The organism is Bifidobacterium aerophilum (genome assembly GCF_010667685.1).
Classification (GTDB): domain Bacteria; phylum Actinomycetota; class Actinomycetes; order Actinomycetales; family Bifidobacteriaceae; genus Bifidobacterium; species Bifidobacterium aerophilum.
On the sequence record NZ_WHZW01000009.1, the window covers coordinates 1 to 19,089 of the forward strand.

Annotated in this window: 17 protein-coding genes; 4 read left to right on the top strand and 13 right to left on the bottom strand. The window is 64.3% G+C overall.

From position 1 onward, the window contains the following. Window positions 1-167: 167 nt before the first annotated feature. Window positions 168-362 carry an FmdB family zinc ribbon protein gene (locus GFD25_RS05225; RefSeq protein WP_163230650.1) on the top strand — a complete coding sequence of 65 codons (195 nt, stop codon included), beginning with the start codon at window positions 168-170 and terminating at the stop codon, window positions 360-362. Between the two features lie 123 nt (window positions 363-485). Continuing rightward, window positions 486-1,169, top strand: coding sequence for an SAF domain-containing protein (locus GFD25_RS05230; protein ID WP_163230652.1), 684 nt, complete (start codon window positions 486-488; stop codon window positions 1,167-1,169). Between the two features lie 15 nt (window positions 1,170-1,184). On the opposite strand, the gene GFD25_RS05235 is transcribed toward GFD25_RS05230, so the two are convergent. The 7 genes from GFD25_RS05235 to GFD25_RS05265 all read right to left on the bottom strand — a co-directional run bounded on the left by GFD25_RS05235 (window position 1,185) and on the right by GFD25_RS05265 (window position 11,111). Beyond that, window positions 1,185-1,406: a hypothetical protein gene (locus GFD25_RS05235; protein ID WP_163230654.1), complete on the bottom strand. Its 222-nt coding sequence runs from the start codon at window positions 1,404-1,406 to the stop codon at window positions 1,185-1,187. Continuing rightward, on the bottom strand, window positions 1,403-5,002 hold the full coding sequence (locus GFD25_RS05240; RefSeq protein ID WP_163230656.1) for a helicase: 3,600 nt from the start codon (window positions 5,000-5,002) through the stop codon (window positions 1,403-1,405). The genes GFD25_RS05235 and GFD25_RS05240 overlap by 4 nt, the downstream gene beginning before the upstream one ends. Window positions 5,003-5,009: 7 nt before the next feature. After that, entirely contained in the window at window positions 5,010-6,416 is a 1,407-nt protein-coding gene (locus GFD25_RS05245) for a variant leucine-rich repeat-containing protein (RefSeq protein WP_163230658.1), read from the bottom strand. A 252-nt stretch (window positions 6,417-6,668) separates the two neighbouring features. Beyond that, window positions 6,669-7,052: a 50S ribosomal protein L7/L12 gene (rplL, locus tag GFD25_RS05250; protein WP_033493861.1), complete on the bottom strand. Its 384-nt coding sequence runs from the start codon at window positions 7,050-7,052 to the stop codon at window positions 6,669-6,671. Window positions 7,053-7,157: 105 nt separating this feature from the next. Then, complete coding sequence (rplJ, locus tag GFD25_RS05255) at window positions 7,158-7,679, bottom strand: 50S ribosomal protein L10 (RefSeq protein WP_033890556.1); 522 nt, start codon at window positions 7,677-7,679, stop codon at window positions 7,158-7,160. A 456-nt stretch (window positions 7,680-8,135) separates the two neighbouring features. Beyond that, on the bottom strand, window positions 8,136-9,443 hold the full coding sequence (locus tag GFD25_RS05260) for an MFS transporter (RefSeq protein ID WP_163230660.1): 1,308 nt from the start codon (window positions 9,441-9,443) through the stop codon (window positions 8,136-8,138). A gap of 273 nt (window positions 9,444-9,716) precedes the next feature. Next, on the bottom strand, window positions 9,717-11,111 hold the full coding sequence (locus GFD25_RS05265) for an NCS2 family permease (RefSeq protein WP_163230662.1): 1,395 nt from the start codon (window positions 11,109-11,111) through the stop codon (window positions 9,717-9,719). A 476-nt stretch (window positions 11,112-11,587) separates the two neighbouring features. On the opposite strand from GFD25_RS05265, the gene GFD25_RS05270 reads away from it, so the two are divergent. Together GFD25_RS05270 and GFD25_RS05275 are read left to right on the top strand one after the other, a co-directional pair. Beyond that, on the top strand, window positions 11,588-12,331 hold the full coding sequence (locus tag GFD25_RS05270) for an endonuclease domain-containing protein (protein WP_239512415.1): 744 nt from the start codon (window positions 11,588-11,590) through the stop codon (window positions 12,329-12,331). Beyond that, a complete protein-coding gene (locus tag GFD25_RS05275) occupies window positions 12,328-12,585 on the top strand; it encodes a hypothetical protein (RefSeq protein WP_163230666.1) in 258 nt (85 codons plus the stop codon). Before GFD25_RS05270 ends, GFD25_RS05275 begins: the two co-directional genes overlap by 4 nt. Before the next feature lie 20 nt (window positions 12,586-12,605). On the opposite strand, the gene pstB is transcribed toward GFD25_RS05275, so the two are convergent. The 6 genes from pstB to GFD25_RS05305 form a co-directional block, all read right to left on the bottom strand. Then, window positions 12,606-13,385: a phosphate ABC transporter ATP-binding protein PstB gene (gene pstB, locus GFD25_RS05280; protein WP_152359196.1), complete on the bottom strand. Its 780-nt coding sequence runs from the start codon at window positions 13,383-13,385 to the stop codon at window positions 12,606-12,608. Between the two features lie 32 nt (window positions 13,386-13,417). Beyond that, window positions 13,418-14,416: a phosphate ABC transporter permease PstA gene (pstA, locus tag GFD25_RS05285; protein WP_163230668.1), complete on the bottom strand. Its 999-nt coding sequence runs from the start codon at window positions 14,414-14,416 to the stop codon at window positions 13,418-13,420. Continuing rightward, window positions 14,416-15,375, bottom strand: coding sequence for a phosphate ABC transporter permease subunit PstC (gene pstC / locus GFD25_RS05290; protein ID WP_163230670.1), 960 nt, complete (start codon window positions 15,373-15,375; stop codon window positions 14,416-14,418). Before pstC ends, pstA begins: the two co-directional genes overlap by 1 nt. A gap of 129 nt (window positions 15,376-15,504) precedes the next feature. After that, complete coding sequence (locus tag GFD25_RS05295; protein WP_163230672.1) at window positions 15,505-16,647, bottom strand: phosphate ABC transporter substrate-binding protein PstS; 1,143 nt, start codon at window positions 16,645-16,647, stop codon at window positions 15,505-15,507. 275 nt (window positions 16,648-16,922) lie between these two features. Next, window positions 16,923-17,627 (bottom strand): response regulator transcription factor, encoded by a 705-nt coding sequence (locus tag GFD25_RS05300; protein ID WP_163230674.1) that lies wholly within the window; start codon window positions 17,625-17,627, stop codon window positions 16,923-16,925. A gap of 155 nt (window positions 17,628-17,782) precedes the next feature. Beyond that, window positions 17,783-19,084 carry a sensor histidine kinase gene (locus GFD25_RS05305; protein WP_163230676.1) on the bottom strand — a complete coding sequence of 434 codons (1,302 nt, stop codon included), beginning with the start codon at window positions 19,082-19,084 and terminating at the stop codon, window positions 17,783-17,785. Window positions 19,085-19,089: the final 5 nt, after the last annotated feature.

Below are 19,089 nucleotides of genomic sequence, written 5' to 3' on the forward strand. Positions count from 1 at the left end.
ATAGGTTTAGGCACCACCCATTCTGCCTAGAAGCCTCTAACTATTCCCACCCCTCCATCAGAACAGCAAACACGGTCGCGAGATATCGGTATGCGGCTGTCGGCCTGACGATTAGGATAATGAGTCGTTGAGTACCGTGACGCGAACAGTTTCGTGGAGGAAGAGACTTGCCTACCTATCATTACCGTTGCAAGAGCTGTAACTACGATTTCACCGAGCAGCAGTCGTTCAGCGACGACCCGATCACCATTTGCCCCCAGTGCGGCAAGGAACAGGTGCGCAAGGTGTTCTCCGCCGTCCCGATCGAGTTCAAGGGCAGCGGGTTCTACCGCACCGACAGCGGCTCCGGCTCCAAGAAGTGACCGCGGCCGCGTATGCCGGCCGGGTCCGGTTCGGCGGGTGAATGTGGATAACTCATAGCGTTCGACCACATGACCCGTTTCGGCTTGCGCCGGCGAACGTCGATCCGTCATCATCGTGGGATGATGACGGATTTTTTTGTTGGCAAGGCCGGTCGCCCCGGCAGTCTGCGACGGCGCAGGCTGATGGACGCCCTACGGCGCATGATGGTCGCCGTATGCGTGGGATTGGCCGTGTTCGCGGCGCTGGCATGCGTGACGGGTTCGGTGGCGACGAGGACCGTGGTGATTGCGGCCGCCGACATCGCGCGGGGAACGGCCGTGGACGGGTCGATGCTGCGGCTGGCGCGGATGCCGGCCGGTGACGGGTCGGCGCTGCACGGCGCATGGGCATCGCTGGAGGACCTGCCCGGTCACGGGATCGCGCAGGTCGACATCGTGGCAGGGCAGCCGGTGTATGGTCCGATGATCCGCGACCAGCCGACGATACCGAACGGATTCACCGTGATCGAGGTACGTTTGGCGAGCGATGCGGACGCGCTGATGGCGGGCGATGAGATCGCGCTGGCTTCGGCGGCGGGATGCGATGATGCGGACAAGGACGAGGACTCGGGACGGACCGATGGGGACGATGCGTCGCACCCGTCATGCGTGCTGGTGGAACGCGCGCTGGTGATGGGACAGTCGCCGAAGGCAAGCGCCGCCGGCTATGCGACCGATGCGACGGCTGCACTGGCGATGCCTCCGGAGGACGCGTTGCGCGTCATGTCCTCCCAGGAGGCCGGTGCCATCATCGCCGTCGCTCGCTGACTCGTCGACCTGTGTTCAGCGCCTGTCGTTGAACACAGCCCAATGCGGCGGCAACTCGCCGAGGATGCGCTTGTCGTCGTCGGCGTCGCGCTGGGCCGCGGTGGTCATGTCGCCGGGTTCGAGCTTGACGCCGTCGGCATCGAACAGTTCGCTGCCGTGGAACACGACGCGACGGTGCTTGCGCGGGGTGCGCCGGCTCGCATCGTACGCGGGCGCCGAATCACGTTCGTCGCTCATCGCGTCTCCTGATACAGTTCGCTGATGCGCGAGACCACGCGGTCCACCTCTTTGTCGGGGTTGACGAACGCGGCCACGCTCCACACGGTCATCACGGACCAGCCGAGCGTCGTGAGGTTCTGCATCATGAGACGGTGACGTTCACGGGTCGACTGCGTGCTCATGAACTGCACGTCGTCGGTGAGTACGGCCAACGCGTACGGCTTGTCGTTGACGCCCACGACGAGCGGGATGCGCATGCCGCGTTCGAACCCGTAGTTGACGGCCACGTTGAGTCCGCGTGCGCGCAGACGGTCGGCGAGATCGTCGAACAGCACGTTGTCGTCGATCGGCAGGGATGCCGCGGACACCGTCCCCTCGCCGAGCTGTTCGGCCCAGGCGAGCACGGTCTTGAGCATCTTCGGTCCGCTCTGGTGGATGCGGTCGTCCTCGAGATCGGCGGCACGGAACGCCGAGGTGATGTCGACGTTGCGGTCGGCGAGCGCCAGCGCGTCGAGCAGCAGGTTCTTGCCGTTGTGCACCTCGAGCTTGCCGAACTGCTGCATCAGACGGCCGTGCGTAGTCTTGGCGTAGCACATCGCGATGATCGTGTCGGTGGCGTGCGCGCCGGCGATCTCCGCGATGTTCACGATGCGTACGTGACGCAGGAACCGGCCCATCGTCTTGTCGCGCGTGGCGATCGTCTTCAGCGCGGCGCCGAGGCGCGAGCGGAACGTGTCGGTCAGGCTCACGACGGTGAGGATGTAGCTGGCGGGGACGATGGTGAAGGTCGCCGCACGCTCGGTGATGAGCCGCACGACCTCGTCGAGCTCCTGCTGGCTGGATTCGACCAGGCCGCTCGACATCACGGGCACGCCGCTGCCTTCGACGTAATGGAAGCGGATGGTTCCCTGCACGGTGGCCGCGTCATGGCTCACGTCTCCGTAGCCGTGCGTTTCGAGGAACGCGGTGAGCTTGGGCGCGCGACGCACCGGGTGCGATGCCGCCTCGACGCCCGGCAAAAGGCCGAGGAGCTTGTCGAGCGAGGCGCAGGTGACGGTATTGCGGTGTGCGAGCACGACCACGCTGCGTACGCGCGCGAGGATCGTGAGCAACTCGATGGACGGCATGTGCGCGCCGGCGTCGATGATCGCCACATCGGCTATCGGCGACGGTCCGGTCAACGCGGCCAGCGTGGCCGGCGTGGCGACGAGGATCGGCTTGGCCGCGCCGAGGATGTGACCGTAGTCGCGCTGGATGCGGCCGAACGGGGCGCGGGCGGCGGAACCGGCGAGCAGCGTGTGCAGCTGGTTGGCCTCCTGCGTGCGCGAGAACAACAGGTCGGACAGCTTGCGCATGGATTCCTGCGCGACCATCGGACCGATCGAACGGACATGTTCGACGTCGACCTGCACGAACCGGTCGGCGGCGGCCTGCATGGCAGAACCGTCCTGATTCGAGATGATCGCGGACGAACGCACGATCTCCTCGAACACGGTGGTCCACCATGCGAGCTGCAGTTCGCCGGCGACGGCGTCCGCGCCGACGCGGCGGTTGTGCAGGTCGTCGACCAGTTCGGTCAGTCCGACCGACTGGAACTCCCGTTCGAGGCAGCAGCGCTCGGGCAGCGTGTCGAGCGCGCGACGGTCGTCGTACAGCGCCTTGAGCCTGGTTTCGACGTCGTTGAAGTCCACGGCATCGATGTTGCCGCCGGCCGGCGTGGTCGCCAGCACGGTGTCGAGCGCGGTCAGTCCGGCCGCGAGCTCCTCCTGCGTTTCGATGATCGCGTCGAGCTTGGCGGGCAGCACCGGCCAGCCGCCGTGCGGCACGAACATGTGCCACTGGTCGGCCTGCTTGGACACGACCTTGAGCGCCTCGTGCAGGTTCTCGACCTGTGCGCCGACGCGCAGCAGGCTCTTCGCCTCCTTGATATGGCGGCGACGTTCCCAGAAGCCCATCGACGTGCCTTCGGACTTGCGCGCGGCCTTGGGCTTACTCGCCTCGATCATCGAATCGATGTCGCGTTCGAAGATCTCGGGCTGGAACACGTCGAGCACGCGGCGCAGGTTCTTGAGCACCATGACCTGACGGCCCCATTCGCGCGCGGTGTTCGGCACCGGGAAACCGCAGGTCTGCACGACCGCGGTCACCTGCTCGCGCGTGGCGGGCAGCAGCTTGTTGAGCAGGTCGACGACGTGCTGGTAGGCGTTGATCGCCTCTGCTTCGCTGGTGAGCGACGCCTTGAACCACGCGGTGTCGCCGGCGCCGATCGTGAACTCGCCGAGTTCGGCGGCGCGTTCGAGCTTGCCGGCCCATTCGTCGAGACGGGAACCGACGGCATGTGCGGTCTGCGGCTTGAGGCGCACGCGCGTGGCCGGATGCGTGGGCAACGCGGCGATGTTGGCGAGGTTCTGGATGGTCTGGTAGGCGGAAACGCCCCACTGCTCGTTGACGCCGTGCAAGTCGCCGAGGTAACGGGTCAGGCGCGAGCGCACGCCCACGAGCTCATCGGCGAGCTGGTCGAAGCGCGATGTGGCCACGCCCGGATGGAATCCGACGGCGGTGATGAGCTGACGGTCGATGCTGGCCGCGGCCTTCTCGTCGGCGATATCCAGCATCTGCCCGTCGAGTTCGCCGGCGCGCACGGCCTGCTGGAAGCGGCGCTTCTGGTCGGGCACGCACGGCACGTAGAGCACGGTACGGCCGTTCATCACGCATCGCGAAGCGATGGCGGCGGCCTGGTCGGCGCTGTCCTTGCCGACCTCGCTGTCGACGAACAGGCTGCGGCCGGACGCGGCCATGTTCGCCGCGTACCGCACGGTGTTGTCGACGTCGCCGATCTCGTATTCGGTGTGCGGATCGGCGTCGAACGGACTGTAGTCGGCCATCGTCTCGCCCGACAGTTCGTCGGCGGCGTCGGAGTATCCGGCGAGCGCGTCCAGCATGCGATTGCCGGTCCGGCCCTGCTCGAGCTGGTCGATGATCCGCTGGCTTTCGGCGAGCATCATCGATGACGGGTCGACGAAGCAGCCCGCCACGATCTGCCGTTCGATCGTGAAATCGGGGAACGCGACGCGGGCGAGGTCGCTGATCGCGCCGAATACGGCGGAGGTGTCCGGCGTTCCGGACTCGTAGTTCGCGCCGTCGAACAGTTCGTCGGCGTCCAGGGTCACGCCGTGCTCGCGCATGGCGGCCACGAACGCGGTGTTGAGCTCGACGCGTCCGACGAACCGGATCACGGTGTGCAGGTCGTTGTCGTCGCGCGTGACGCCGAGCGGGTACAGCAGTACGGGCATCTGGTTGCCGTTCCAGCCGGCTACGCCAACCGCGAGCGACAGTTCCGCCACGCCGGACATGCGGGCCTTCGCGGCCTTGTCGTCCAGCACGCGTTCGATGCGGCGGCCTGCGGCGCGCAGCATGGCGGCGTCGCGGAACAGCGCGTCGAGCGGCGCATGACCGCTGGCGAACAGCTGGGCGATGCCGGAGGGGTGCGCGTGGGTCAGGTCGAGCTTGGCGGTCAGCTGGCCGATGTTTTCCAGCGGCGAGGGCGCCAGCGCATGACGGTATTGTTCTCGCCAGGCGCGAATGTCCGCGCTGTTCGGGGTGTTGTCACTCATCTGGACCTCACTTGCCTACCGCGTGGCGGTATTCCTGATATCCGGGGTTGTTGTCGAGCGCCGCGTCGATGTCGGCGTCGCCGCGTGCGGCCAGCCACGCGTACAGGTCGTCGTACAGGCCCGGGTTCATCGCGAGGAACGGCAGCAGCTCGGGATGGCCGGCCATGTTGAACTGCATCGTGTAGTCGTCGGTGCGCTTCGCCTCGTCGGAGGTCAGGCCCGCGACCTCGATGGTCGGCTCGGGCTTGCGGAATTCGCCCTTGGCTACGCGTTCGAACACCGATCCCGGTTCGAACACCGGGGTGTAGGCGGCCGTTTCGGACAGGTCGGGCTGCGGTTCGACCGACTGCGGTTCGGCGGATCGCTCGGCCTGCGGTTCGACCGCGGACGGCTCCTCGGCGACAGGCTCGACTGAGGCCGGTTCGGTTGCGGTCGATTCGACCGGGGACGGCCCGACCTGTGTCGGTTCGGATTGTACCGGTTCAACCGACCCGGCCTGCTGCTTCGATTCGACGGACTGTCCGGCGTTCCGGGACTGCATCACGGCGGCCATACGTGCCTGGTTGGCGACGATGAAATCGATGGCGCTCACGGTATCCGCGACCGGCTGACGGGTCTCCACCGGACGAGTGGACTCTGCGGAGTCCGGTTCCACGGCGTCCGGCTCCGCGGCGGGAACGGTTTCCGGGGCCTTGGTCTGCGGCATCGGACCGTCGAGCACGTTCGACATCGCGTCCACGAACAGGTCGCGGGGCTCGGTGGTCTTCGGATGTTCGACGTGCAGCGGCACGGGATTCGCGATCGCCTCCGGACGGTTCGGATCGTCGACGGGTGCGACCATCGGCGTGAAGCTCTGCAATGCGGCGGCCTTCAGCTCGCTCGCACGGTGGGTGACGCTGCCGGCCGCGAACGCGCTGGTCGGTTCGCCGGCGCGCAGGTCAAGAATGTCGTCGACCGACATGTCGGCCACGTCCGGTTCGGACGCTTTGCCATCGTCGGTCGCGTATTCGAACAGATCCGTCACCGCGGCAGGCGCCGGTTCGGCGGTCTCCTCGACCTGCATGAAATCGATCGGCACGTCGCCGAACTGCATGCGCACGGCGGCCGAAGGCAACGGAAAATCGACACCCTCGGGGATGCGGATCAGCTGGCCGTCCGCACGCACCAGATACGTGCCGTTCGTGGAACGCATGTCGCGCAGCGTCGCCGAACCGTTCTCCAGCACACGCAGCACCGCGTGGCGCTTGGACATGGAACGCGTCTCATCGGGGATCTCGAAGCGCGGTACGCCGTCGTCGGCCAGCGGGCGGATCGGCTTGCGCCCGATCTCAAGGCTTTCCAACGGCAGCACGCTCACCTGATCGCAGCCCTTGACCTTCACCAGCCACCTGCGAGATCGTTGTTCACCACTCACCGCGTCAGCCTTCCTTTCCTACCGACCCCTCGGGAATAACTATGTGCCATTGTGGCATGGTTTTCTTGGATGCCGCGTGACATATCGCACGTCATCACGCGTTTTTCGTAAAACCGCACCGACAGGACACCGCATCTTTCATCATCGCACAGGGCTTGTATAGCCGCATATAGCGGAACCCCGCCCCGCGCGTGGGCGCGGTGACGGGGTTCGAAAAGCGCTTGCAATGTGCGGGATTCCCTCCCGCGTTCATTACTTGAGCTCGACGGTGGCGCCAGCCTCTTCCAGCTGAGCCTTGGCCTTCTCGGCGTCTTCCTTCTTGGCCTTCTCGAGGATGGCCTTCGGAGCGCCGTCAACCATGGCCTTGGCCTCGGCGAGGCCGGCGTTGGTGATGGCCTTGACGGCCTTGATGACCTGGATCTTCTTGTCGCCGACAGCGGTCAGGACGACGTCGAACTCGGTCTTCTCTTCTTCCTCAGCGGCAGCGCCCGGAGCGGCGACGGCGGCGACGGCGGCGACCGGAGCGGCAGCCTCGACGTCGAACTTCTCCTCGAAGGCCTTGACGAACTCGGAGAGCTCGACGAGGGTCATTTCACCGAAAGCTTCCAGCAGCTCTTCGTTGGTGTACTTAGCCATGATGGCTTCCTTTCATTCTGGCGGCGGCCTGCGTGCTCGTGCCTGCGCACCGTCTCAATGTTTTGTTTGTTTTCCGAATGGTTCATGCGGCGAGCCGCATGGGGATCAAGCTGCCTTTTCCTGCTTCTCGCGCAGGGCGTCGATCGTACGCACGGCCTTGGTCGGCAGAGCGACGAACAGGTACGCGGCCTTGGCGGTCGTGGCCTTGAGGTCGCCGGCGAACTTGGACAGCAGCTGCGGGCGAGACATCATGTCCGCCAGCTTCTTCGCACCCTCGCCGTCGTAGACGGTGCCATCGGCATAGCCGCCCGAGATAACGAGAGCCTTGTTGGTCTTGGCAAAGTCACGCAGGACCTTCGCAGCCTCAATGAAGTCGCCCTTCACGAAGGTGATGGCGGTCGGGCCCTTGAGCAGGTCGTCAAGACCCTCAATGCCCGCTTCCTTGGCGGCGATACGCGCCAGCGTGTTCTTAGCCACAGTGTAGGAAGTATCGCGGCCTAGCTTTTCGCGCAGTTCGGAAACCTGCGGAACGGTAAGCCCGCGGTACTCGGTCAGGTAGACGGCATCGGCGTTACGGAACTGCTCCGTAAGCTGAGCGACCACCGCTTCCTTTTCGGGCCTCTTCATGGCGTTCCTTCCTAGATCGGCCGTTGATCTCGGTCCGGCGCGCCATTCCATTCCAGGGCAATAAAAAAGCCCTGCGCACAGGCAGAGCAACATCCACCGCGTTTCGACTTGCGTCTTGCGGCATCCCGCGAACGGGCACATATTTCTCAACCTGCGCTGGCTTGGCGAACCAAACTTCGTGGGATTTGCATCCCAAACCAACGGTCTGTGGTTTACGGAGAGATAAATTACGCCCGAGCCTTGACTTCCGTCAAACCCGGGCGTGTCGTTCTTAAAGCAACTCATGACCGCGCAAAACGCAACATCACCGCACAAACGAGCGTGGGGTCGGGATATGCGATGGTCGACCGTAAGACTTGGGCGAGCGCCCTGGAGCGTGTCGAACATCGCATATCCCGACCCCACGCGGCAACGGGATCGTCCGTGGTCACCGCATGATCACGGCGACCATGCGCATCACTTCGTGTAGTCCTTGTCCTTGCTTTCCTTGATCAGGAACAGGGCGACGAGCGCGAGCGCGGCCATCACGGCCATGTACCAGCCCACGGCCATCACGCCGTGGTTCTCGACGAGCCAGGTAGCCAGCGACGGGGCGAACGCGCCGCCGAAGATCGCGGCGAGGTTGTAGCTCAGGCCGGCGCCGGAATAGCGCACGTTCGTCGGGAACAGTTCCGGTAGGTACGCGCCGCACGGTCCGAACAGGCCGCCCATGAACACGAAGCCCACGCACAGGAACAGCATGATCGTCGTCACGTTGTGCTGCAGCAGCGCCGGGGCGAACAGGCTGAACACGAGAGTCGCGGCGGTGAACACGACCAGCGTGCGCTTGCGGCCGTACTTGTCGGCGGCGAGGCAGCCGACGATGATGAACGCGGCGAAGAAGAACACGGAGACCATCTGCATGCCCAGGTACTGCGGCTGGGTGAAGTTCAGGCCGGAGACGCCGTAGCTGAGCGACCAGGTGCCGAGGATGTAGAACAGCGTGTAGGTGATGCCCATCGCGACCGTGCCGAGCAGCACTTCCTTCCAGTACGGCAGCAGGTCGGTCAGCGGGTGCTTCGAGGTGCGCTTCTCGGCCGCGGCCTTCGCGAAGATCGGCGTCTCGGACATGCGGGCACGCACGTACAGGCCGATGATGACGAGCACCGCGGAGAACAGGAACGGGATGCGCCAGCCGAACGCGACCATCTGGTCCTTGCTCAGCGAAGTGGTCAGCAGCAGGTTGATGCCGTACGCGCAGAAGAAGCCGATCGGGGCGCCGAGGTTCGGGAAGGAGCCGTACAGCGCGCGCTTGTCGGCCGGGGCGTTCTCGGTGGCGACCAGCGCGGCGCCGGACCACTCGCCGGCCAGGCCGATGCCCTGGCAGGCGCGGCACAGGCACAGGATGACGACCGACCATGCGCCGATCTGCTCATAGCCGGGCAGCACGCCGACGAGGAACGTGGAGATGCCCATCGTCATCAGCGCGACGACGAGGGTCTTCTTGCGGCCGAGCTTGTCGCCGAAGTGGCCGAACAGCAGCGAGCCGAACGGGCGGGCGAGGAACGAGACCGCGAACGTGACGAACGACATCAGCGTGGCGAGCGCCGGGTTCGACTTGGCGACGGTCGTGAAGAAGACCAGGCCGAAGTAGCTGGCGGCGGCGATGGAGTAGCAGTAGTTATCGTAGAATTCGATGGCCGTGCCGATCATCGACGCTGCGATGATCTCGGGCACGGAATCCTTTTTCGTGGTTTCCTGTGACAGCGACGCGACTGCGGACATGATGCGTCTTTCCCCTCTGTATCTCGATTGCGGCCGGCGATGAATGGCAACGGCCATGCAGGAACGCACGGGTATGCGACATCCGCATCAGGGGCTTTTGGCCAGCGGTGCCGCACACCGCTGTGCTGGTACATGAGTGTGGCGGAAAACCGTCCGCGGCGGAAGGGTCTGACCACATAGTGAACGCACGCGGTGGTGTTCGCCCACGCAAAAGGTCCCCGCCGGAACGAATCCGACGGGGACCTTCGAGGTTCACGGAACGCGGTCAGCCGATCACAGCACCGCGTTGAGGATGAAGTCGAGCACGAACAGGATCGCGACGACCCAGATCACCGGGTGCACCTTGTTCGCCTTCTTCTTGCAGGTCATCACGATGCAGTACATGATGAAGCCGCCGGCGATGCCGTACGAGATCGAGTACGAGAACGCCATGAACACGGCGGCGAAGAACGCCGGGATCGCCTCGGTGATGTCGTTCCAGTCGATCTCCTTGAGGGAGGCGGCCATCATGCAGCCGACGATCACGAGCACGCCGGCGGTCGCGGCGGACGGCACGGCGGAGATGATCGGGGACAGGAACGCGGACAGCGCGAAGCAGATCGCGACGACCACGGAGGTCAGGCCGGTGCGGCCGCCCGCCGCGATGCCCGCGGAGGACTCGACGTACGTGGTGGTGTTCGAGGTGCCGCAGATCGCGCCGATCGAGGTGGCGATGGAGTCGGCGAACAGGGCCTTGTCCATCTTCGAGGAGAAGCCGGAGCCGTTCTCGAGGGCCTTCTCGTCGGCCTCGGAGAAGATGCCGGTGCGGCGGCCGGTGCCGATGAACGTGCCGATCGTGTCGAACGTGTCGGACATGGAGAACGCGAAGATCGTGACGATCACGAGCGGCAGGCGCGCCACGTCGGAGAACAGGGCCGGGAAGCCGGCGCCGGTGAAGATCACGCCGAAGGTCTGCGGAAGCTGGGCGAACGTGTCGCCGATGGAGACGGACTGGCCGAAGTTGGTCACGCCGAACGGGATGCCGGCGATCGTGGTGATGGCGATGGCGAGCAGCATGCCGCCCTTGACCTTGAGCACGGTGAAGACGATCGCGAGCAGCAGGCCGATGAGGAACACCCACAGCACCTTGTTGTCGAACGCGGCGAGACCCGGGGTCGCGGCGGTGGCGAGACCCTTGCCGGCGGTCTTCGCGTCCTTCGGGGTGAAGGTGATCAGGCCGACGTTGAGCATGCCGACGTACGCGACGAACAGGCCGATGCCGCCGCCGATCGCGTGCTGCAGCGTCTCCGGGATCGCCTGGATGATCATCTTGCGGATCTTGGTGACGGTGATGATGATGTTGATCAGGCCGCACAGGAACACCATGCACAGCGTCTCCTGCCAGGTGAAGCCCAGACCGAAGCAGACAGTGTAGGTGAAGAACGCGTTCAGGCCCATGCCGGCGGCCTGCGCGTACGGCACGTTGGCGAACAGGCCCATGACGAGCGTGCCGATGATGGCCGCGATGATCGTGGCGAGGAACACGCCGCCCCACGGCATGCCCGTCTGGCTCAGGATCTGCGGGTTGACGACGATGATGTAGCTCATCGCGAAGAACGTGGTCAGGCCGGCCATGACCTCGGTGGACACGGTGGTGCCGTTCTCCTTCAAATGGAAGAACTTCTCCATATATCTCTGCTTCCTTTTCGTGGGTTGTTAGGGACCGATCACGCCTTTTCCACGCGCGCATGCATGGGTGCCGTCGGCCGATCCCGGCGAGAATCGCGACTCGCCTGCGTCCGTTTTGTCGAACGCGCCCACGATAGCACCGCCGTAAGTCATGGAGGTTTCGTGAACGCGTCCCGCATCGTGGGCGCGGGGACACGGAACGTCAACCGGCTCGGTTATCCACAATCGGCGGCAACGGCCCGAAGTTATCCACATTCCCCATCGTGCCGGTTTCTTTCCGCGATCGGATCCGGTACTGTCGGCGCATGGACCAGACCGTCACCCTCACCCAGTCCCTCGCCGACCGCAAAGCCGAAGTCACACGGCAATGCGCCGATGAGGCACGTCGACTGCGCCGCAGGATGCTGTTCGGCATGACCACCTCATTGGCGCTGCAATCCATTCCGGAACCGCGACGCTGCGATCTGGATACGACCATGCTGCACACCGTGTCCAGCACCTCGGCCAGACGGGTGAGAGCCGTAGCCAGCAATTCACAGCCGCATATCTGGAAATACGTGAACGACAACGTGTGCATACGCATCGCGCCGGATGTGTACGCGCTCAGTCCTCCGCATACATGGGCGCAGCTTTCCGATCACATACCGCTCGAGGATCTCGTCATGCTCGGAGACGCGATACTGGAACGGCAACGTGCCAGCGATGCGTCAAGCCTGTACGGATTTCTCGACGGCATGACATATTTCAGGGGAAAACAGCATTGCCGCCGGGCACTGCCGCTGCTCAGTCCGCGAGTAATGTCGCCCATGGAAACCCGAGCCCGGCTGGCCGCCGTCCTTCACGGGATCCCCGCACCGGAAACCGGCTACGCCGTGCCTAACGCACGGTTCGCATCCGGAGTCGGCATGACGCTGGACATGGCTTGGGCGCGGTTCCGCGTTGCGGTCGAGTACGACGGCGACCAGCATCGGACCGACAAGGATCAATGGCGTCGAGACCGGGAGAAACGAGAATGGTTGCAGAGTCATGGATGGGTGGTCATGTCCATCACGGCATCGAGTCTTGCCGACGACATGTCCCGCGCCGAGTTCGCCTTCCGCCTCGCGCGACATCTGACCGCTCGCGGAGCCACGTTCACGTTCACCGTACAAGCGATGACGCTTGAAGAGGCCTCGAAAAGATTGTCTCGAAATGCAAATCGTCGCGATTTTTCACGATGAAGACAGACGCTGATATTGGCGACATCACAAAACGTTGCAATATCAAGCTTTTCGATGCACACGCATTGTCTCCACATGCGCAAATAGCCGGTATCGAGGGAGTGAAGACAAATAATGTGTCTGCAAATCACGATATGGGGAGAAAACAGAATTGGAGACAAATCGTCAGTGCGGAGCCGGCGGCCGGCGCCCGCCCCGGCCTCACAAACGCGGAAAGCCCCGCGCGAAGCGAGGCTTTCCGAGAAGCAGCGTGACGGCATAGCCCGTCGCGCGATCAGCCGAAGCGGCCGGAGACGTAGCGCTCGGCCTCTTCATTCTGCGGGTTGTTGAACATGGTCGTGGTGTCCGCGAAATACTCGAGGTGACCCGGCTGGCCAACGGCCTTCAGGTTGAAGAACGCTGTGTAGTCGGCGATACGCGCGGCCTGCTGCATGTTGTGGGTGACGATCACGATCGTGTAGTCGCCCTTGAGTTCCTGGATCAGGTCCTCGACGGCGAGGGTCGAGATCGGGTCAAGAGCGGAGCACGGCTCGTCCATCAGCAGCACCTGCGGGTGCACGGCGACGGCGCGTGCGATGCACAGGCGCTGCTGCTGGCCGCCGGACAGGCCGATGCCCGGGTTGTCGAGACGGTCCTTGACCTCGTTCCAGAGGTTCGCGCCGCGCAGCGCCCACTCGACCAGGTCGTCCGCGTCGGACTTCGAGATCTTGCGGTTGTTCAGGCGCACGCCGGCGAGCACGTTCTCGCGAATCGACATCGTCGGGAACGGGTTCGGACGCTGGAACACCATGCCGACGTCGCGGCGCACGGACACCGGGTCCACGTCCTTGTCGTACAGGTTCTTGCCTTCGAGCAGCACCTCGCCCTTGACGTGGGCGCCGGGGATGATCTCGTGCATGCGGTCGAGGGTGCGCAGCACGGTCGACTTGCCGCAGCCGGACGGTCCGATGAACGCGGTCACCTTGTTCGGCTCGATGTTGATGTTCACGTCTTCCACGGCGAGGAAGTTGCCGTAGTAGATGTTCAGATGGTTGACATCAATGCGTTGTCCCATGTGAATTCCTTATTTGTTATTTACCGAGGTTATCAGCGTTCGGACTTGACGGCGAAGACCTTCGCCACGAGTCGGCCGATGCCGTTGAGGATGAGGACGATCAGGATCAGCACGAGCGCCGCGGCCCACGAACGTTCCATCGGGATCGTGGCGACGCACTCGGGGCCTGCGCTCGGGGCGCAGTTCGCGTACAGCGTGGAGTATTCCTGATACACGTACACCGGCAGGGTGGCCATCTTGCCGTCGAACAGGTTGAAGTTCGTCGACACGATGAAACCGGCGGTCATGATCAGCGGCGCGGTCTCGCCGATCACTCGCGCGATGGCGAGGATGCAGCCGGAGACGATGCCCGGCAGGGCGGTGCGCAGCACGATCTTGGTGATCGTGCGCTGCTTGGTGACGCCGAGCGCGTACGAGGCCTCGCGCAGATCGCCGGGGACGATCTTGAGCATTTCCTCGCTGGACTTGACGACGGTCGGCAGCATCAGCAGCGACAGTGCGACGGAACCGGCGAAGCCGTTGACCGAACCGGGGCCGATGAGGATCGTGAACATCGAGAACGCGAACAGGCCGGCGACGATGGACGGGATGCCGCTCATGACGTCGACGAGCAGCGTGATGGTCTGCGCGAGCTTGCCGCCGTGCGCGTATTCGACGAGGTACACGGCGCACATCAGGCCGATCGGGATCGAGATGATCATGGCGCCGCCGGTGATCTCGAGCGTGCCGATGATCGCGTGGAAGACGCCGCCGTAGCCGCCGGACGGGGTCGGGTTGCCGCCGACCACGCCGGTCATGTTGTAGCTCAGGAAGTTGAGGTTCAGTCGCTTGACACCGTTGGCGATGGTCGTCCACAGCACGGAGACCAGCGGGATGCAGGCGACGACGAACGCGAGCGAGATGAGCACGCGCATCGCCATGTCCTTGCGCTTGCGGGACGCGACGAACGAACGGGACGGCTTGAACTTGTCGAAGTCGATGACGGGAGCGCCGGCGAGCGACGCCTTGGGATCCTGGGTGAGATCAGCCATCATGCCACCTTCTTTTCCGTGATGCGACGCGCGACGTAGTTCACCACGAACGTGATGAGGAACAGCACCAGACCGGTGCCGATCAGCACGGACACGCCGAGGTCGTTAGCTTCGGGGTACTGCGCGGCGATGTTCGCGGCGATCGTCTGGTTCTGCGAGGCCTGCAGCAGCTTGAACGAGTAGGTCAGGCCCGGAGACAGGATCATCAACACGGCCATCGTCTCGCCGAGTGCACGGCCGAGGCCCAGCATGGAGGCGGACACGACGCCGGACTTGCCGAACGGGATCACGGCCAGCTTGATCATCTCCCACTTGGTCGCGCCGAGCGCAAGCGCCGCCTCCTCCTGCAGACGCGGAGTCTGCAGGAAGATGTCACGCGACAGCGAGGTGATGATCGGCAGGATCATGACGGCGAGCACCACGGCCACGGTCGCGACGGTACGCGACGGGTTGGCCGCGGGACCGTTGAACAACGGGATCCAGCCGAGGTAGGTGGCCACCCAGTTCCAGAACGGGTAGATGGCCGGCACGAGGATCAGACCGCCCCACAGACCGTAGATAACGGACGGGATGGCGGCGAGCAGGTCGACCACGTAGCTCAGCGCGGTGGCGAGCTTCTTCGGGGCGTAGTGCGAGATGAACAGCGCGATGCCGATGGACGCGAAGAACGAGATCAGCAGCGACAGCGCAGAGACGAGCACGGTGCCGAACAGCAGCGGTCCGACGTAAGCCCAGAAGTTCGTGGCCTTGCCGCCGGTGAAGTCGGAAATGGTCTTGCTGTTCGCCGCCTGGTCACCACCGATGAGCGGCCATGCGCGGAACAGCAGGAAGAGGAACACGGCGGCGAGTACCACGAGGATCAGGATGCCGCAGGCGTACGCGATCCAGCGGAACACCTTGTCCGCGGTTTTGCCGCTCGCGGCCGGCATCGTGACCGCCGTTTTGTCTTGCGAACTCACAGGTTCTCCTTATTGTCTGTGCGATGAACGAGCGAACCGTATTCGGAACCTGACCGCCTGTAGGCCGCAGCCGCGTGATGCGACTGCGGCCTACAGGATTTCACTTCAGTCAGCGTCCGGATGACCGGTTCACTTGGTCTTGATGGCCTCGATGGAAGCGGCGTCCTTCTGGGCGATCGCGTCCGGCAGCGGGGCGGAGCCGGCGGCCGCGGCGGCGGCCTTCTGGCCTTCGGAGCTGGTGACGTAGGTCAGCCAGGACTTGGCGAACTCGGCGGTCTTGGTGTCCTTGTACTCCGGGCAGGCGATCATGTAGGAAACCAGCAGGATCGGGTAGACGCCTTCGCCGGTGGCGGCGTGGTTGATCTTGACGACCACGCGGTTGTCGCCCTTGACGGAGGAGTCGATCTCGGAAGCGTCGACGACCTTGGTCGCGCCTTCGGCGGAGATCTCGTTGTAGGTGTCGCCGACCTTGACGGCCACGGTGCCGAGGTCGCCGACGGCGGAGAAGTCAGCGTAGCCGATGGTGCCGTCGGCCTGCTTGACGGTGCTCACGACGCCCGAGGTGCCCTTGGCGCCCTGGCCGACGGAGTTCGGCCAGTTCTCGGACAGGTCGTAGGACCATGCGTCGGCGGCCTGATCCTTGAAGTAGCTCACGAAGTTCTGCGTGGTGCCGGACTTGTCGGAACGGTGCACGACGGTGATCGCGAGGTCGGGCAGTTCGAGGTCCTTGTTCTGGTCGGCGATGGCCGGGTCGTTCCACTTGGTGATCTTGCCGTCGAAGATCTTGGCGATGGTGGCGGCGTCCATCTTGATGTGCTTGCCCGCGTCGGAGACGCCCTTGAGGTTGAAGATCACGGCGATCGGGGAGATGTAGACCGGGATGTCGAAGGCGGTGCCGGAGGCGCACACGGACTTGGAGTCGTCCACATCCTCGTCGGCAAGGGCCTTGTCGGAGCCGGCCCACGCGGTGGCGCCGGTCAGGAAGGTCTTGACGCCGGAGCCGGAGCCGGACGGATCGTACGCGATCTTGGCGTCCGGGTTGGTGGCCTGGAAGCCGGCGACCCAAGCGTCGACCGCGGACTTCTGCGAGGAGGCGCCGGCACCGTTGAAGTTGCCGGAGATCGGCTCGGACTTGGCGGTGGTGTCGGAAGAGTTGTTGTTGGAAGAACCATTATCGGTGGAGGCGGTGTTGTCGCCGCAGGCCGCGAGGGAGGCCAGCATCGCGAGGCCGGAAATGGCCGCGATGGAACGGAAAAGAACATTCTTACGCATGTCTGTTTCTCTCTATTCTGTCAATATTTCCTTTTGACAGTTCAAGATTATGGGAGGTTTGGCGGCCGGTCCGCCAAAATCGGTGAACGTAAGATGAACAGTTGCCAATCAATACGACTACGCCCCGGCTACGTCGTTTTTGACATAGCCGGGACGTACGCACACGCGCTGAGTACTGCGTGACGCGAAGCGTCACTCCGTGGATGAACAGTCCAGTGGACTGTTCATAGCCGTGCGCACCAGCGCACGCGCTGAGTACTGCGTGACGCGAAGCGTCACTCCGTTGGAGTATCGATCTTGTATCCCAGCCCGCGCACGGTGGTCAGGTACTTGGGATGCGCCGGGTCGACCTCGATCTTGGCGCGCACGCGCTTGACGTGCACGTCGAGCGTCTTCGTGTCCCCCACGTAATCCGACCCCCAGATGCGGTCGATGAGCTGGTGGCGCGTCATCACGCGCCCCTTGTTCTGCATGAGGTATTCGAGCAGTTCGAATTCCTTGAGCGGGAAGAACACGTTCTCGCCGCGCACGCTCACCTGATGCTGGCCGATGCGCATGACGATGTCGCCGCAGGTCAGCGGCATGTCGCCGTCCGCGTTGCCCGCCACTTCGGCGACCATCTGGTTGCGGCGCAGCACGGCGCGGATGCGCGCGAGCAGCTCACGGAACGAGTACGGCTTGGTCACATAGTCGTCCGCGCCGATCTCAAGGCCCACGACCTTGTCGATCTCGGCGCTTTTCGCGGTGAGCATGATGATCGGCACGCGGCTCTGCTCGCGGATGCGGCGGCACAGCGCGGTGCCGTCCAGACCGGGCAGCATCAGGTCGAGCAGGATCAGGTCGAACCCGCCGTGCGTGAACAGCTCCAGCCCCTCCTCGCCGGTCGCGGCGGCGGACACGTCGTAGCCTTCGCGCGTGAGCTGGTACACCAGCGGCTCTCGATACGACTCCTCGTCTTCAACGATAAGAATGCGGGTCATCTGTCCTTAGTCCTGTTCCTCTGTTGATTTCGTCTCATCTCGTCCCGGCACAGGCGACGATCTCACTGCTGAGGCAATATCGTAGCCGTTCGGTGAACCGAATATGACGAACTTCCCCAACTACGTAACTCATCGCGCGAACTATATCAACGTAGTCATGCCGAAGGTTTCGCATCCTTGCGATCGTCGCCGGCGGCCGGCAGTTCGATCGTGAACGTCGACCCCTCGCCCTCGCGCGACCATACGGAGATCGTGCCGCCGCACTCCTGCACGCAATGCTTGGTGATCGCCAGCCCCAGCCCGGAACCGCCCGTTTCGCGCGAGCGCGCCGGATCGACCCGGTAGAACCGTTCGAAGACACGTCCCAGCGATTCGGCGGGGATGCCGATGCCCTGATCGACCACGCGGATCGTGACCTTGCCGTGTTGCTCGGCGACGCCGACCGCAACGACCGTATGCGCGGGCGAATAGTGGATCGCGTTCTCGACGAGGTTCTTGACGGCGGTTTTCAGCGACTCGTCGTCGGCCATCACGGTCACCTCGTCGCCGACCTCGGCCGCGGAACCATCGTCCGCGCCACCGGGCACGACGAGCGGCACCGACGTGCCGTTGTCGGTCAGCCGGATGGCGATGTTCTTGGCGTCGGCCTGCGGCTGGTTCTCGCCGATCGCATCGCGCACGACCGTCATTACCGACACCGGTTTCATCTCGACCACGCCTTCCATCGACTGCGCCTTCTGCAGGTCGATCAGACGACGCACGAGTTCGGTCAGCCGGTTCGACTCCTTGACCACGCGGCCGGAGAAATACCGCACCGCGTCCGGATCGTCCGCGGCATCGGTGATCGTCTCGGCGAGCAGCGAGATCGCGCCGACCGGCGTTTTCAGCTCATGCGAGACATTGGTGACGAAATCACGGCGCATCGCCTCAAAACGACGTTGCTCGCTCATGTCGGTGAGAAACACCGCGTACAGGCCGTCCACAATGCGACCGGTGCGCACCCTCAGATACAGCAGATCCGAGGGAACCTCCTGTCCCGGCCGCACGCCGCGACCGTCGGCCGCGTCGGACCGGTGGCCGAGATCGGCGGAAATCGTCACCTCGCGTTCGCGCGCCCGACCGTCCGCGACGGTGAGCGAAAGGAAATCCTTGATTTCGTCGGAGTCGAGGCCGTGATCGACGAGCGCGAACTGTTTCACGCCGGGACTGAAGTAGCGCACGTTGCCGATCGCGTCGCAGATGACGACCGATTCGGGGGCGACCTCGATCAGACCGCGTTCGGCGTCGCGCACCGGCACACCCTCGCCGAACAGCGACTGCCGGGCCGGGTCGCGCAACAGCTCGGCGACCTGAGCGTCGCCGCGGCGACGGCCGGCGTCATAGGCGAGCACGGCGGCTATGGCCGCGGCCATGGCCATAGCCAGCAGCACGATGAGTGCGATCTGCCACCACATCATGGAAA

What these genes read in the sequence shown, in the direction of transcription:
- GFD25_RS05230 (WP_163230652.1), top strand. Translation starts at nt 486, where the DNA reads ATGACGGATTTTTTTGTTGGCAAGGCCGGTCGCCCCGGCAGTCTGCGA.
- GFD25_RS05235 (WP_163230654.1), bottom strand. Translation starts at nt 1,406, where the DNA reads ATGAGCGACGAACGTGATTCGGCGCCCGCGTACGATGCGAGCCGGCGC.
- GFD25_RS05240 (WP_163230656.1), bottom strand. Translation starts at nt 5,002, where the DNA reads ATGAGTGACAACACCCCGAACAGCGCGGACATTCGCGCCTGGCGAGAA.
- rplL (WP_033493861.1), bottom strand. Translation starts at nt 7,052, where the DNA reads ATGGCTAAGTACACCAACGAAGAGCTGCTGGAAGCTTTCGGTGAAATG.
- rplJ (WP_033890556.1), bottom strand. Translation starts at nt 7,679, where the DNA reads ATGAAGAGGCCCGAAAAGGAAGCGGTGGTCGCTCAGCTTACGGAGCAG.
- GFD25_RS05260 (WP_163230660.1), bottom strand. Translation starts at nt 9,443, where the DNA reads ATGTCCGCAGTCGCGTCGCTGTCACAGGAAACCACGAAAAAGGATTCC.
- GFD25_RS05265 (WP_163230662.1), bottom strand. Translation starts at nt 11,111, where the DNA reads ATGGAGAAGTTCTTCCATTTGAAGGAGAACGGCACCACCGTGTCCACC.
- GFD25_RS05270 (WP_239512415.1), top strand. Translation starts at nt 11,588, where the DNA reads ATGCTGCACACCGTGTCCAGCACCTCGGCCAGACGGGTGAGAGCCGTA.
- GFD25_RS05275 (WP_163230666.1), top strand. Translation starts at nt 12,328, where the DNA reads ATGAAGACAGACGCTGATATTGGCGACATCACAAAACGTTGCAATATC.
- pstB (WP_152359196.1), bottom strand. Translation starts at nt 13,385, where the DNA reads ATGGGACAACGCATTGATGTCAACCATCTGAACATCTACTACGGCAAC.
- pstA (WP_163230668.1), bottom strand. Translation starts at nt 14,416, where the DNA reads ATGGCTGATCTCACCCAGGATCCCAAGGCGTCGCTCGCCGGCGCTCCC.
- GFD25_RS05295 (WP_163230672.1), bottom strand. Translation starts at nt 16,647, where the DNA reads ATGCGTAAGAATGTTCTTTTCCGTTCCATCGCGGCCATTTCCGGCCTC.
- GFD25_RS05300 (WP_163230674.1), bottom strand. Translation starts at nt 17,627, where the DNA reads ATGACCCGCATTCTTATCGTTGAAGACGAGGAGTCGTATCGAGAGCCG.
- GFD25_RS05305 (WP_163230676.1), bottom strand. Translation starts at nt 19,084, where the DNA reads ATGATGTGGTGGCAGATCGCACTCATCGTGCTGCTGGCTATGGCCATG.